Genomic DNA, 15586 nt, shown 5'->3' on the forward strand with positions numbered 1-15586 from the left:
TTCTTTTATAGATACTCAACTTTTATTATAATACCAATCAAGGGTTGAATTTACTAATTGATTATAAACCTCACTCCTTACACATACCCAGCTATCGCTGGCTACCTCCAAAAGGGGAGTTGGTGACGGTTATCATACACGAAAATATATAAAAAATGAAAAATATTTTTAATAATCTTTTGTTTAAGGTGGTTTGTGGTATCCTGTTTGGGATAGCGTTGGGCTATTATGCACCTGAATGGTTGTACCGCATTCTTATTACTTTTCAGGTGTTGTTTAGCAACTTTTTAAAGTTTGCAATACCGCTGATTTTGATGGGGCTCATTATGCCTTCGATTAGTGATTTGGGTAAAAATGCAGGTAAGTTACTGCTTATTACCATAGGAATTGCGTATGCTTTTACGCTTTTCTCGGGTTTTTCTACTTACTTGGTGGGCGAATCTCTTTTTCCTTCGCTATTGCAGGGTGAACAATTGGGTGCCATTGTAGATAAAGGAAAGAGTTTGCCTCCTTATTTTACCATTGAGATGCCTCCTTTGGCTGATGTGATGAGTGCTTTGTTGTTTTCTTTTATCATCGGGATTGGGTTGTCGTTTAGAGAAGAATCGAAACTTACAGAGGTGATTAAAGAGTTTGGCGATATTGTGAAATGGCTTATCGTTAGGGCTATTATACCGATATTGCCTATTTATATTATGTGTATTTTTGCTGAAATTACCTTTAACGGACAGGTAATGGCAATAATGAAGGTGTTCTTCAAACTGATTTTGGTTCTTTTTGTGATGCACATTGCTTTGCTCATTATCCAATACCTGATTGCGGGAAGTATTGCAGGTAAGAATCCATTTAAGGCACTGGCTACGATGCTACCGGCTTATGCGACGGCTTTGGGAACACAATCGTCGGCTGCTACCATTCCTGTAACGTTGAGGCAGGCACTGAAATTAGGCATTTCGCAACGGATAGCGGGATTTGTGATTCCGCTTTGTGCTACGATTCACCTTTCGGGCAGTACGATGAAGATTACGGCTTGTGCGCTTGCCCTGATGATGCTTCAAGGAATGCCTTATGACTTTTCGCTGTTTGCTGGTTTTATAATGATGCTGGGGGTGGTGATGATTGCTGCTCCTGGGGTACCGGGAGGGGCTATTATGGCTGCTTTGGGGGTGCTGAACAGTATTCTTGGTTTTAATGAAGCGCAACAGGGATTGATGATTGCACTTTATATAGCGATGGATAGCTTTGGTACGGCTTGTAATGTAACGGGTGACGGTGCAGTTGCTCTGATAGTTGATAAATGCGGGAAGAATGAAAAAATTAGCAAATGAGAAAATGAGAGAATTAGAAAATTAGCAAATTAGAGAATTAGGAAATTAACAGATTGGTAGATGGAGACGAAAAGAAACGAAAAGGTTCAGAACACTTGGAAGGGTACAGGAAAGGTGGTCTTAGCTTATAGAAAGCTTATAGGAAGCTTATACGAATCTTGGAAGATGGGTATAGAAAAGGTATATAAATATTTAAATATCAGTTTTTTACGGGAACTAAAACAATAGTTAAAACGAAAGCAAATGACAAACTTACACAAATTTTTTGTTAAAAACGCGTTTTTGTGGCTCTTGGTACTAATGGTGCTTATGGGCTACCTTATTCCTTATCGAGAAAGCTATAACGCTTACTTTAATTTAGGAACCTTTATCGATTGGGGGATTGTGATTATCTTCCTGCTCTACGGACTCAAACTGAACTTGCGAGAAGTGCTGAACGACGTTAAGAACTGGAAGCTACACTTGCTGGTACAAATAGCTACCTTTGTGCTGTTTCCGCTCTTGGTAATGCCTTTTTACAAGATAGCAGAGGGCACAGAATTCTACGTGTTGTGGCTTTCGATATACTTTTTGGCTTGCTTGCCGTCTACCGTATCGTCATCGGTAGTGATGGTGTCTATCGCAAAAGGGAACGTGCCCTCAGCGATTTTTAACGCTTCTATCTCGGGGCTCATAGGTATTTTTGCTACCCCTATGCTAATGCACCCTTTTATGGAAAACAATAGTGGAGGGGCAGTAGACCAAGTAGCAATTATACAGCAATTATTATTAAAAGTGCTGTTGCCGATAGTATTAGGGCTCTTGCTTAATCCGCTGTGCAAGAAGTTTATAGAGCGTTATGGCAAACTGATAGGCAAGTTTGATAGGCTTATTATCCTGCTGATTGTGTACGAGAGCTTTTCGACCGCTTTTGTAAACCGTATATTTGGCAGTGTCCCACCGATTACTTTTGCGATTATCGCGGTAGCAGTGGTGGGTATGTTTTTCATTGTATACTATCTCTTGCAATGGGCATCGCACCGTTTGCATTTTAACCGCGAAGATACGATTACTACTACTTTTTGTGGCTCGAAGAAATCGTTAGTACACGGGAGTTTATTTATGATGGTATTGGGTATTCCCGACGATAACAAAGTGATGTTCCTCTTGCCGATAATGCTTTATCACAGCTTTCAGCTGTTTTATGTGAGCTGGCTGGCGAATAGGATAGGTAATAGATAATTAAGGTAAAGCCAGCGAGGGCTCACAATTGGGTATGTGAGTAAAAGGAAACACGTTGCAAACTATAACGGCTAATAACTAAAATTATGACCATTAAAAACTGGGCGGATACCGATAAACCGCGTGAGAAGATGATTGCCCAAGGTAAAACAGCCCTTAGTAATGCCGAGCTTTTGGCGATACTATTAGGCTCGGGGTCGGCGGATGAGAGTGCTGTGGAGCTGAGTAGGCGCATTTTGGCTTCGGTGAATAATAGCTTGACGACTTTGGGCAAACAGAGTTTGCAACAACTACAAGCCTTCAAAGGTATTGGGCAGGCAAAAGCGATTACCATTCTCGCCGCTACCGAAATGGGCAGGCGACGCGCTTCCGAAACCCCCGAACCACAGCCTAAAATAGAGGTAGCTCATAACGTTTTTGCCCTAATGCAACCTCTCATAGGCGAGTTGCCCCACGAAGAATTTTGGGTACTCTACCTCAATAGCACCAATCGTGTGATACACAAAGCACGACTTTTTTCAGGAGGGATTACCCATACTACCGTAGATGTGCGACTGCTCTTCAAAACAGCGTTGGAGCAAGGTGCTATTGCGTTGATATTAGTACACAACCACCCTTCGGGTAGCACCACTCCCAGCAAGGAAGATATCGAACTCACCCAGAGAGTAAAAACAGCAGGTGATATGTTAGACATCAAACTCTTAGACCACGTAATCGTTACTGAGAAAGAGTATTTGAGTCTTTTGGACGAAAGGCTTTTCTAATGGTGAATGATAAATTTGCTGATTTGGTAATTATGTAGTATTTTTGTCGCCATAAGAGTTAAACACTTCAATATAATGGAAAATATAGCTTCTCAAATAATTAATTGGATAAAGACCTACGCCGAGAACGCTCGTGTAAAAGGGTTAGTGATAGGCGTATCGGGCGGGGTAGACTCGGCAGTCGTCTCTACCCTTTGTGCGCGTACAGGCTTACCTACTCTCTGCCTCGAAATGCCTATTCACCAAGCTGAAAGCCACGTGAGTCGCGCCCAAGAGCATATAGAGTTTCTCAAAGCACATTATCCTAATGTGAACAATCTGAAGGTAGACCTCACTCCTGTATTCAACCAATTTGTGACAGAAATACCCCCTACCGATAAATCTACTTACGAAATGGCACTTGCTAACACTCGTGCACGTCTGCGAATGACGACCCTTTACTATTTTGCAGGACTCGAAGGCTATATAGTAGTAGGCACGGGCAATAAGATTGAAGATTTTGGAGTAGGGTTCTTTACCAAATATGGCGATGGTGGGGTAGACATCAGCCCCATAGCCGACCTGATGAAGAGTGAAGTGTACAAACTTGGTGAGTATCTGCATATCCCAAAAAGCATTCTCAAAGCAAAACCTTCCGACGGGCTTTTTGGCGACGACCGTAGCGATGAAGACCAACTGAAAGCTACTTACGATGAGCTTGAATGGGCAATGCTACAAACCGAGCAAGGCAAAAAAGCTGAGGAATTTAGTGGTAGAGAGCGTGAAGTATTCGAGATATACACCCGCCTCAACCGTGCTAACCAACACAAAATGCAACCCATACCGTATTGTAAAATTAGCAAATGAGAAAATTAGCAAATTGATAGATTATATGCCTATGCGGCTCGCACCAAATTAACAAAATGAATATACTTATCCTTGGCTCTGGCGGTCGTGAACACGCTTTTGCCGTAAAACTACACCAAAGTCCGCTATGCGACACCTTGTATATCGCCCCTGGTAATGGGGGTACCCATACCGTAGCTACCAATGTAGCTATCAGCCCTACCGACTTCCCAGCGCTGAAAGCCTTTGTACTCGAAAAACAGATTGCAATGGTAGTGGTAGGTCCCGAAGACCCCTTAGTGCAAGGAGTGTACGATTTCTTTACTGCTGACCCTGCCCTTGCCCACGTGCAAGTGATAGGTCCCTCACAGCAAGGCGCTACTCTTGAAGGTAGTAAGGAGTTCGCCAAAGAGTTTATGGTACGTCACCACATTCCCACAGCTAAATATGCGAGCTTTACCAAGGATACAGTGGAAGAAGGTTGTGCTTTCCTCAGCACGATGAAAGCCCCTTATGTACTCAAAGCCGATGGTTTGGCTGCTGGTAAAGGAGTTGTTATCTTAGATAACTTAACAGAAGCCCAAGCCGAATTGCGCCGTATGCTCATCAACGAGAAATTTGGGAAAGCAAGTACTAAGGTGGTGATTGAAGAATTCCTAAAAGGCATTGAGCTCAGCTGTTTTGTCCTCACCGATGGAGTAGACTATAAGATATTGCCTACCGCCAAAGACTATAAGCGCATAGGTGAAGGTGATACAGGGCTCAACACTGGCGGTATGGGGGCTGTTTCGCCCGTGCCTTTCGCCGATGTAGCCTTTATGCACAAGATTGAAGAGCGCATCGTAAAACCTACTATTGCAGGATTGCACAAGGAAGGTATCGTATATAAAGGTTTTGTGTTTATCGGACTCATAAAAGTAGACGGCGAGCCTTACGTAATAGAATACAATGTGCGTATGGGAGACCCCGAAACCGAAGCTGTTCTCCCCCGTATAGAAAGCGACCTTATTCCGCTTTTCCAATCTCTTTACAACGGTACTTTGGCTTCACAAGAGCTGAAAGTAACCCCACAGAGTGCTACTACGGTGGTAATGGTATCGGGTGGATATCCTGAGGATTACGAGAAAGGAAAAGAGATTACAGGCACTGAAAAAGCTGTTGGTAGCACTGTATACCACGCAGGCACTGCTTTGAAGGACGGCAAACTCCTCACCGCTGGCGGTCGTGTACTCGCCATTACTTCGCTTGGTGATGATTTTAAAGAAGCCTTACAACGCTCTTACGATAATATCAGTAAGATACAGTTTGAAGGCGCTTACTGGCGAAAAGACATTGGGAAAGACCTTTAAATGAGCTAAGTATTAAGAAAAAATAGGGAAGAGTTGTGTTCTGCAACTCTTCCCTATTTTTTATTTCCTAAGTCGTTTAGCGAAACGCGCTATGTTCATCTCTTTAGGAATCTCTTTCTCTTCGTACACCGCTTCATAAAGTGTCTTAGCACAGAAGGGTGCATTGAGCACTCCCCTTGTCCCTAAACCGTTCAGTACCCAAAGATGAGGATACAACGGGTGGCTTCCTATTAAAGGTCTCCTATCAGCTACCGTGGGACGTAAAGCCGCTTGGTGTGAGATAATTTCAAAAGAACAACGCACCATCTTGCACAGTTTCTCTAATAGTTCTGTGCGAGCCCCCTCTGTAATAGTATCTGTAAGGTCTTCGGGGTCATAAGTTGCTCCCATAATATAAGTATCTCCTCCTAACGGAATGATACTACCATCACTTTTTAGGATAGTGTGCAACTGTAAATCGGGAGCGTAAAAGGTAAGGGTCTCACCTTTACAAGGACGCATTGGCAAAGAACTGAAATAAGGATTTTTACTAATGCCACAGCCCTCACAAAACACTATATTGCGGGCTTCCACTCCCCGATATACTACGTGTGTATCGCAAATCTCAAGTGCTTCATAATCGAAAGTCTTAGCGTGATAAACCCCTTCTTCCTGCCAACGTTTAAGGCATTCCGATAAGTACTTCTTCACTTCCACTCTCCCCGTACGCATTACTTCTCCAAAAAGAAAAGGAGCTGGTACTGCGGGATTGGTTTCGGGCACTAATGCAGTGCTGAGGTAACCCGAAAGCAAAGGCTGGTCAGCAGCAGTGAACCAGTTGTTTTGTTCTTCTACTGAAGCAAACTTTCGGAGCACAGGCATTGATATATGAAAAGAAACACCCGTTTTAGCCTCTATTTCCGTATAAAACGGCTCAATCATACTCATTACCTCTTCGGCTCGCCATATGGGAGTAAATCGCTTTAAAACTACCGGATTATACACTCCTCCCGCAATCAAACTAGCTACTTGCGAGCGGTCGGCTATCAAACAAAAGCTCTTGCCGTGTTTTTCCAAAAAGTTAGCAAAAGTAACACCTGCTAAGCCTCCGCCTATAATAATAAAATCGTACATACCGATGCGCCTTTACTGTATTTGCGAAACTGCCGCAATCCCTTCTTTAGCCGAAAGCAAACTCACCACGCTGCCTATACTCAAAACATCAGCGGTAGCAATCGTAAAGGTAAGTGTGTGATTTTCGGTGTCTTTTTCTACTTTTGTTATGCTCATTGACTTGCGTCGGAAGATAGCCGAGCAGATTTCTATGGTTTCAGCCATATTTAGTTCTTCCTCCTCATAAGTAACCTGAAAAACTCCTACAAAATTTCTCTTAATAAGCTGTGATTCCACTCTTTTGAGGAATATCATAATGATAAGCATAAAAGCGATAGCCACCACAGCGATATTGTAAAAACCCCAGCCAATACCCAAGCCTACGCAACCCGTAGCCCAGATACCCGCTGCGGTAGTCATTCCGGCAATACTTTCTCCGCGTTCTTTAATAATGCTACCAGCCCCCAAAAAGCCTATCCCGCTAATCACCTGCGCACCCAAACGCCCTAAATCGCTTTTGAAAAGAGCCACCAGTTCAGGAAAATGTGCGTTAAAGTCAATAAGACTAACGCGTAATTGGTCTTGAATCATCGAAACTACCGCAGAGCCAAAGCACACGAGTATATACGTGCGAAAACCAGCGGGCTTGTGCTTGCGTTCTCGTTCAAAGCCTACCAATCCGCCAAAGACTATTGCTAAAAGCAAGCGGAAGCACACCACCCCAAGGGAGAGTTCTCCTACGAAGTGTGTATTAGAAAAATCGTTTAAAAGCTCGTTCATAATCTAATCATATAATGAGCGGTAAAGGGACTATCTGAGTTTCCTCAGTCAGTCCCTTCCCTTTCTTAATCCAAAAATTGTTATTAACTTTTTTATCATCTACCCTTCACCTTCCCGTCACCACATTCCCCTTTTAAAAGGTTGCCCGCGATAGCCAAGTAAGTGAATAGGGAGATGTTATCCCCTAGTGTCTATGCGTCATAACACTTTGCCAAAGTTTTGCCTGTGTGGCTCGCAGTACCTTTCCGTCACTACATTCCCCCTCTCCTTGGGAGAAGTCTCCGAATAGGAGAGTATGTGAACGGGGTGAGGATTCCTCTTTCTTTCGCCTCGAAACCCCGTTTTTAACATTTTTACCCTTGTCGTATCACAGTATGAATCAACTACTTATATACCCTTTCTATACCAATCGTCCAAGATTCGTATAAGCTTCCTATAAGCTCTCTATAAGCTAACCCCACCCATCTTACAGCTTATCTTTTACCTTTCACCTAATTTCTCCCTTCCGAATCTCTCCGATATCTTTCTATCTCCTTAACTCTTCCCAATAAAGCCTTCTATCTCGTCTTACTTCCTCCGTCCGACAAGTCCGAATCGTCCGAGAACTCCATTACTGCCTGTCGTGCTACGACCTCGCACAGCCCGTCGTGCTACGACCTACCTCGCACTTTCTGTTCCCATTGCCAAGCCGAGCGCATCGCATCGTCCAAAGAGCTTTGGGCTTTCCAACCGAGTACGTTGTTAGCCTTATCAGTGTTAGCATAAGCAGCGGTGATATCACCAGCACGTCTACCTACAATTTGGTAGTTCAATTTCTTGCCCGATACCCGTTCAAAGCTTTGGATTACTTCCAAAACAGTACTACCTTTACCTGTTCCTATATTGAAGACTTCATAGTTTTCAGTATTCTTGCTTTCTAATAGGCGTTGGAGGGCAATCACGTGAGCTTTCGCCAAATCCACTACGTGAATATAGTCGCGAATGCAAGTGCCATCGGGGGTAGGGTAGTCGCCACCTAAAACCGAAAGTTTCTCGCGTAAACCTATTGCCGTTTGGGTGATATAAGGCACTAAGTTCTGAGGTACGCCTAAGGGCAGTTCGCCTATTTCAGCCGAAGGGTGTGCCCCAATAGGATTAAAGTAGCGCAAGGCAATCGCATTGAGCGAAGGAGTAACCTTGCAAGTATCGCCGATAATCTCCTCACTGATTTGTTTCGTATTACCATAAGGAGATTCGGCTTTTTTCACAGGAGCATTCTCAGTGATAGGCAACTCATCTGCCTGACCGTACACGGTGCAAGACGAACTGAAAATGAAGTGTGCTTTGGGCAACTTGCTCAGTTCTTGCAAGAGGTATACAAGGCTGGTAAGGTTATTTTCGTAATACAAAAGCGGTTTCTCCACGCTCTCACCTACTGCTTTAGAGGCAGCAAAGTGAATCACCCCTTGCACATCGCGATGACGCTTGAAGAAATCTTGTACATCAGCTTTATCACGCAGGTCGAATTTCTCGAATACGGGCATTTTACCTGTAATTTTAGCAATGTGGTCTTTTACATTTTCTTGCGCATTGGAAAGGTTATCAATGATAACCACATCAAAGCCTGCGTTTTGTAATTCTACAACGGTATGAGAGCCAATAAAGCCCAACCCGCCAGTTACTACTATTTTTTTCATTCTTTATACTAATTGTATTTGGTTGTTTTATTTTATCGCCACAAAGGTACAAAAAAAGAAATGATTAGCAATAAAGTAGCTTACTTTTTGTGTTATTTCTTGCCTATTTTCATTACTTTTTCTTCAAAAGTTTCTCTCGGTACGATAGCTTTGTTGCGCACACGGGTGCGATAGTTGTAAATCGTATTGGTGGAATAGTGTAAGAAAGTGGCTATTTTAGAACTATCGGTGATGCCTAAGCGGATAAGGGCAAAGATGCGCAACTCGGGGCTCATTTCGTGAGGTTTGGGGGCAAAACGCTCGTCTTCGGCTAATAGGGCGTTGAACTCGGTGATAAAGTGGGGAAATAGATGTAAGAAAATATCGTCGAACAGCTTGTAGAACTCTTTCAGCTCTTGCTCTATCATCTCGGTAGAGCGGAGTACTTTGTTGAGTTCGTCCCAATTGCGGTCTTTTGCCTTTTTGACGAGCATTTTTTGGTATTTCTCTAATTTGCTGATGTACACCGAACACAAGTTGAAAAACTCGCCTATATAGGCTTCTTTTACTTCGTTGCTTTCGTTGAGTTGGGTTACTACCTCGCGCAAATGTTCGTTGAGTTGTTCTAAATCTTGGTTTTTGTGGTAGAGTTCCTTGCGTATTTTGGCGATGCGCTTCATTTGGCGGGTAACCAATACTACGGCAATGATGAGGAAAATGGCAAACAAGCCTACTAATAGCAAGGCGTTGCGCAGTTTGGTATTCTGACTGTGAATGCGTTCCTGATAGGCTTTTTCGATAATGGGGAAAATCTTCATCACCTCATCGGAACGCAGTTGAGCATTGCAAAAAGTAGCGTCTTCCATCGCCGATTTGATGCAAGTATAAGCGTTTTCAATTTCACCTAATTGGAAGAGTGCTGAGGCAAGTTCGAGCATCGAGGCGTTTTCTTTAATAGCATCTTTGATGTCGCAACTCGCCGAAATAGCAAAGTATTCTATTTGTTTAGGGACATTCTTTTTCTTTTTGTAAAGCGTGCCGAGCACATAACCTAATACGGCTTTTTCGTGTTCATCGGTGTGCATTAGGGCAAAGCGGTCGAGGAGGAGTTTTTCGGCTTCGTCATACCTGCCGGCATCGGTGAGCACACCAGCATAGAGAAGGATATAGTGAGTGGAATTCTTATCGACTAAATTGAGGAGGAGGTCGCGGTAAGCATTGCTTTTAGCGATATAGGTTTTGGCATCGGGGTTGTTGAAAGCGTAGTTGTTGTAGAGGTTGAGGTAGCAGTTGTAGTATTGAATGAGCTGAGGTTTTTGCAGTTGTTCTTTATCAATAGCCCTGAGCAGGTCGGCAGCATCTAAGTAGTTGCCCGAAATGATGTACAGAGAGGCGAGGGAAAGGCGGGAATCGTTTTGGAGGTCAGGTTTTTGGAGTTTTTCAGCGATGCGGATATTCTCTTTCACGTAGTACACCGCCGAGTCGGAGATATAAGTTTTAAACTCGTCGAAGAGGCGTTGATTGATAACATAACGTTGTTCAGTAGAAGCGTTAGGCACTCGTAGTAAATTAATAGCTTCTTTTATTTTGCGTTCTTTTTGCTGGGTGTAGTTATCTTTCTGTTTGATAAGTGCAGTGAGGTCGTGAATGAGCGTTTGATTTTGCGCCATTTGAGCCAAAGCGCAGAAGGGGAGTAGTAGGAGGGTTATGATAAGGCTTTTGTACTTCATTTTCAAACATTAATTTTCAGAGGCAAAAGTAAGAAAAATTTGTCAATTAACAAACAAAAAGCTGCTAAGCACGTCGCTTAGCAGCTTTTTTTCACTATTATATTACTGTAATTGCTATCGTTTTTTTAATCCTTTGGCTTGTGCCTTATCGGTGAGGGGGTACAAACTAATGGCATAACCCCCGCCTGCTACTGAGTGCAGGGTGAGTTTGCTCTTGTTGGTTACCAATATTTTCTGAATGGTATAGGCTTGCGGATTGGTTTTGTAGTTGGCATCTTTGGCATCGGCGTAGATAGTAGCTACATAAGTAGTTTTGGGCTCTAAGAAACTGAAATGAATCTTGGAGGTAAAATCCTTACCGGCTGTATTGCCTACAAACCAATTGCGAGTGCCTTTGGCTTTGCGCGCCACAGTGATATAAGCCCCTGGTTCGGCTTCTAAATAGTGGCTTTCGCTCCAATCGAGGGCAACCTCTTTGATAAACTGAAAAGCATCGGGAAAACGGCGGTAGTTCTCAGGAAGGTCGGATGCCATTTGCAGCGGACTGCTCATCGTTACATACAATGCCAATTGGTTTGCCAAAGTGGCATTGCAGTGTGAATGGTTGTTGGGGTTGTTCTTGCTGATGTCCATTTCAAACACCCCAGGGGTATAGTCCATTGGTCCGCCAATGAGTCGGGTGAAGGGCAACACACACACGTGATTGGGCTTGCTGCCACCAAAGGCTTGGTATTCACCTCCGCGTGCCGACTCGTTGCCTATAAGGTTAGGATAGGTGCGACACAAACCCGTAGGGCGCACTGCCTCGTGAGCATTCAGCATAATGTGGTAGTCGGCGGCTTTTTTAATAGCATAAAGGTAGTGATTGTTCACCCACTGACTGTAATGGTTTTCGCCTCGCGGAATGATATTGCCCACATAACCACTTTTTACGGCGGGGTATTCGTATTGGTTCATCAGCTGATAGGCTTTGTCCATAAAACGCTCATAGTTGCGGATAGATGAGGAGGTTTCGTGGTGCATAATCATCTTAATTCCTTTGCTTTTGGCGTATTGGTGAATACCTTCGATATCAAAATCGGGGTAAGGTGTTTGGAAGTCGAATACCAAATCTTTGGAATGTCCAAACCAATCTTCCCACCCTATGTTCCAACCTTCTACGAGTACGCCATCAAAACCATTTTCGGCAGCAAAGTCGATGTATTTCTTCACATTTTCGGTAGTAGCCCCGTGCTTGCCGTGGGGTTTGAGAGTGGTGTAATCGGTTTTACCTATATGCACACTGGGTACATCGTAAGTATACGACCATTCTTTCATACCGGTAATCATTTCCCACCATAGCCCTACATACTTCATCGGGTGAATCCACGAAGTGTCAGCCAAAGTACAAGGTTCGTTGAGGTTGAGGGTAATATCCGAAGCCAAAATATCGCGGGCATCGTTGCTAACAATTACCGTGCGCCAAGGCGTTTGGGCAGGGGTTTGCATATAACCTTTGGCACCGTTAGCATCGGGGGTAATCCACGATTGGAACACGAAGGTCTTATCGTTGAGGTTGAGGTGCATCGCCCCGTAGTTCACCAAAGCAGCCTCGTGCAGGTTGATATACAAACCATCGTCAGTTTTGAGCATCAAAGCAGTTTGTACACCTGTATCCGAAAAGCTTGTTTGTGCTAAATTCGCCTGACGCCCTTTTTGGTTGATAGTGCGTATTTCGGAGAGGCGTGAGTGCTGATAGTCGTACTCTTGGGTGTCGTAATCGCCGGGTATCCACCACGCTTGGTGATCACCCGTCATTGCAAACTCGGTGCGTTCTTCTTTAATTACAAAATAAGGCATTTGCTTTTGTTCGGGGAACTCATAGCGGAAGCCCAAGCCGTCGTCAAACAGTCTAAAACGCAGGTTCATTTCTCGGTGGGTGTCCTTCTGTTTGAGGCTCACCAATAGCTCGTTGTAGTGGTTGCGAATGTTTTGGCTTTCGCCCCATACGGGTTGCCAAGTTTCATCAACGGTTGTATTTTGGGTATTCACCACTTCAAAGTTATGGTAGAGAGAGGTGTTTGCTCCCTCTTTTTTGGTGATTTCAGCGCCAAATTTTACTTCGTTGGAGCTAAATAATTCAATGCCTAATCTACTCGGTTTCACCACTTCTTTTCCCTTGTAAAAAAGCGAATAGACAGGAGTACCTTCCGCGCTGAGCGAAAAAGAGAGTTTCAGCGCTTTGTTAGGCGAAAATAACTCCTGCGCTACAGCAGTAGCACAGGAGAGGATAGTTATTGTTATGAAAGTAAGAAATCTCATTGATTTGTCAATTTGTGGATTGTCCCCTTATTCACTTACTCACAATTGTGGTGTACATATTCAGTTATGAGCCTTCACTGGCTTCCCCGAAAGGGAACAATTCTTAAAAGTGAAGGGAAATAATCTCTGAAAATAAAGATTAAAATTTAGTATAAAAATTATATTTATAGAAATAAAACAGTATCTTTGTCTCGAATTTAAAATCTATTCCTTATGAAAAATACTATTTTTTACACACTTATTACCTTGTTGTTTTTGCTTTCTTGTAAAAAAGAAAAACCTGAATTTGAAATTCAAAAGAGCTATCACACTTTTGTGATTGATGGACATTTAGAGGAATGTACTCTTCAAATGGGTGCAGGCAACTTTAAAACAGAATGTTATAGTGTTACTGAATCTAACAAAACTTTTAGGGTTGCTAAAGAATATTTAAAATTCGACACTTATGAAACGGGTTATCGCTATACTGTAAAAGTACTTCGCGAACAAAAAATTCTTAATCGAGAATCCTATCAAGATGAGATATATCTACCTCAATACACTGTTTTAGAGGTTTTAAAGAAAGAAAAACTATAACGATAATTAGCAAATTTATTAATTAGCAGATTAGCAAATGAGAAAATTTACTAATCTGCTAATTTTTTTATTAATACTCTATCACCACCATATCCCAATAGCTGAGGGAGGGGAGGGTGAAGGTGATTTGGTTGTTGTTATAGGTAAATTCTACGGCACGAGGAGCACCGCCAAAGAGGTCGGGGCTGGCGAACCACACTTTTTTAGGTTGTGCAGTTACAGCAACGGTAGTTTTAAGGTCGGTTACTGTGGTAGGTTTCTTTTGAGTACCGTTGGTATCACGCCAGTCCATAGAGGTTACTCCGTTGAAATTGATAAGATGCACTATATCCTTGCCGTTCACGGTTTTGGTGAGAGCCGCCACTTTATCCTTCGCAGCAGGCCAAGCCGCTATGGTTGCATTTTCGGCAGTTACCTGCGCTGAGGTATAACTACCGCCGTCGCGCAAGAGGTTTTGGTAAGCCACCAAGAAATCGTAGTAGGTGATGAGCGCTTTTTTGAGGTCGGCTTTCATTTGAAGGTTTTTGTTAGGGAAATACTCATTGGCGAGGTAGTGTTCGCCTATCTCTAAATGAGCCCCTCCAAAAGCAAAAATCACGGCATTGGCGAGCAATACGCCAGGTTCGTTTACAAAACCAGCATTCTTAGATTTTTCATAATCCATATAGGCAGCCAACACGGTTTTGAGTTGGTTGTTGCTACGATTGTAGTTGTCGAGGATAATTTTTGCCAATTGGTCGTAGGTTTTTTCGTCCCATACTTCGGTATAGAGAAAATCCACTTTATTGGTACCTGCAATTTCGGTTTGACCGTATTGTCCTACTGCGTTCATCACAAGGCGTTTATCAGGGTGTGTGATTTTCATCGCATTGATAAATGAAGCGTACTGAGGCAAGAGGTCTACGCTATTGCCATTGTAATCGTATACCGTGCCACGCCCTCCGAGTTGGTCGATATGATAGCCATCGAAACCAAAAACGGCATAAACATCGCTGTTGCGCCCTGCTAAGTAGTTTTGCCAGTGCGCATTGCCAGGGTTGGTGAGATAGATACTACTGCGGGCAAAGTCGCCTAACAGGTGTGCATCTTTCTCTTTGTGCTGGTTGTCTTTGTAGAGAAACCACTCTTTGGCAACACCATCGGCTTCCGCATTTTTGAGTGCTCCAAAAGCTAAATTGTAGAACATCGCTTTCATACCCTTGCTATGAACAGCGCTGATATAGCCACGTACAGTAGAAAGAAAAGTGGGGCGTTTGAAGAGGTCAGGCCACTCATTAGCAGGGTTTTGAGGGGTACCGGCCAATGGTTTGTGATGGTCGTACATCCAGTCGTAGAACTGAATGCCATTGATATGGCACCGGTTCATAAAGTCGATATTCTTCTCGATAGGCTCATTTTTGCCGTAAGAGGACAAGAAGCCGTAGCGAGGGAATTTTGTCCAATCGGAAGATACATCCACAGCGATACTACCGTAAGTATTTTGTTTACCGCCAGCTTCTTGGTAGATTTCCACCAAATAACCTCGATAGTCATCGGCAGGGGTTACCCATTGCCAAGAGGCGCTGGTAAGAGATTCTTCTTTAATGATTTCGCCTAAGTGAGAGTAGCGCACTTTGTAGGAACCAGAGGGCATACTCGCCAAGGAGAAGCGCACCGTGCTACCAGGGGTGTAGACCGCCTTATCGGTGCTGATATCTATTTTCAAATAAGTTTCGCCATAGGTAATAGGGTTGTTGCTCGGCGTATCGTTCTTCTCGCAAGAGAAGAGGCTGAGCGTAGTGGCGAAGAATAGAGTATATAAAACTTTCATTTTAATTGATTTTTATCCTCTCCCCCTCCGTTCTCCTCCTCCCTTTCGGGGAGGGGGAGGGAATCCGCAAAAGGGATTAAATTCTACTCCCGTTTATCACTTATTCGGCAATTGCTGACAATCTTCCAAAAGGGAGGGAATCCGCAAAGGGAGGG

The 15586-nt window shown here is 43.5% G+C and carries 12 protein-coding genes; 6 read left to right on the forward strand and 6 right to left on the reverse strand.

Translation table 11 applies throughout. From position 1 onward, the window contains the following. The first annotated feature begins 155 nt into the window (after window positions 1-155). The 5 genes from HW279_RS04075 (at window position 156) to purD (ending at window position 5487) form a co-directional block, all read left to right on the forward strand. Window positions 156-1328, forward strand: coding sequence for a dicarboxylate/amino acid:cation symporter (locus HW279_RS04075; protein ID WP_178958064.1), 1173 nt, complete (start codon window positions 156-158; stop codon window positions 1326-1328). 243 nt (window positions 1329-1571) lie between these two features. Beyond that, window positions 1572-2549: a bile acid:sodium symporter family protein gene (locus HW279_RS04080; protein ID WP_178958065.1), complete on the forward strand. Its 978-nt coding sequence runs from the start codon at window positions 1572-1574 to the stop codon at window positions 2547-2549. Window positions 2550-2635: 86 nt separating this feature from the next. Further along, window positions 2636-3313: a RadC family protein gene (gene radC, locus HW279_RS04085; protein WP_178958066.1), complete on the forward strand. Its 678-nt coding sequence runs from the start codon at window positions 2636-2638 to the stop codon at window positions 3311-3313. A 75-nt stretch (window positions 3314-3388) separates the two neighbouring features. Further along, the gene (gene nadE, locus HW279_RS04090; protein WP_178958067.1) at window positions 3389-4159 is read left to right on the forward strand and encodes an NAD(+) synthase; all 771 of its coding nucleotides are present in this window, start codon (window positions 3389-3391) and stop codon (window positions 4157-4159) included. 56 nt (window positions 4160-4215) lie between these two features. Continuing rightward, window positions 4216-5487 carry a phosphoribosylamine--glycine ligase gene (gene purD / locus HW279_RS04095; protein WP_178958068.1) on the forward strand — a complete coding sequence of 424 codons (1272 nt, stop codon included), beginning with the start codon at window positions 4216-4218 and terminating at the stop codon, window positions 5485-5487. Between the two features lie 60 nt (window positions 5488-5547). On the opposite strand, the gene HW279_RS04100 is transcribed toward purD, so the two are convergent. The 5 genes from HW279_RS04100 to HW279_RS04120 form a co-directional block, all read right to left on the reverse strand. Then, complete coding sequence (locus tag HW279_RS04100; protein ID WP_178958069.1) at window positions 5548-6600, reverse strand: NAD(P)/FAD-dependent oxidoreductase; 1053 nt, start codon at window positions 6598-6600, stop codon at window positions 5548-5550. Window positions 6601-6612: 12 nt separating this feature from the next. Continuing rightward, entirely contained in the window at window positions 6613-7359 is a 747-nt protein-coding gene (locus tag HW279_RS04105; protein ID WP_178958070.1) for an MgtC/SapB family protein, read from the reverse strand. A gap of 650 nt (window positions 7360-8009) precedes the next feature. After that, a complete protein-coding gene (gene galE, locus HW279_RS04110) occupies window positions 8010-9035 on the reverse strand; it encodes a UDP-glucose 4-epimerase GalE (protein WP_178958071.1) in 1026 nt (341 codons plus the stop codon). Between the two features lie 92 nt (window positions 9036-9127). Further along, window positions 9128-10744 carry a DUF6377 domain-containing protein gene (locus HW279_RS04115; protein WP_178958072.1) on the reverse strand — a complete coding sequence of 539 codons (1617 nt, stop codon included), beginning with the start codon at window positions 10742-10744 and terminating at the stop codon, window positions 9128-9130. Between the two features lie 114 nt (window positions 10745-10858). Continuing rightward, window positions 10859-13045, reverse strand: coding sequence for a glycoside hydrolase family 97 protein (locus HW279_RS04120; protein ID WP_178958073.1), 2187 nt, complete (start codon window positions 13043-13045; stop codon window positions 10859-10861). A 213-nt stretch (window positions 13046-13258) separates the two neighbouring features. Here HW279_RS04120 and HW279_RS04125 point away from each other — a divergent pair, with 213 nt between their 5' ends. Further along, entirely contained in the window at window positions 13259-13621 is a 363-nt protein-coding gene (locus HW279_RS04125) for a hypothetical protein (RefSeq protein ID WP_178958074.1), read from the forward strand. 70 nt (window positions 13622-13691) lie between these two features. Here the strand turns inward: HW279_RS04125 and HW279_RS04130 are convergent, their stop codons facing one another. Further along, entirely contained in the window at window positions 13692-15431 is a 1740-nt protein-coding gene (locus tag HW279_RS04130) for a glycoside hydrolase family 66 protein (RefSeq protein WP_178958075.1), read from the reverse strand. Between the last annotated feature and the right edge of the window lie 155 nt (window positions 15432-15586).

Source organism: Capnocytophaga sp. oral taxon 903 (assembly GCF_013394785.1).
GTDB lineage: Bacteria > Bacteroidota > Bacteroidia > Flavobacteriales > Flavobacteriaceae > Capnocytophaga > Capnocytophaga ochracea.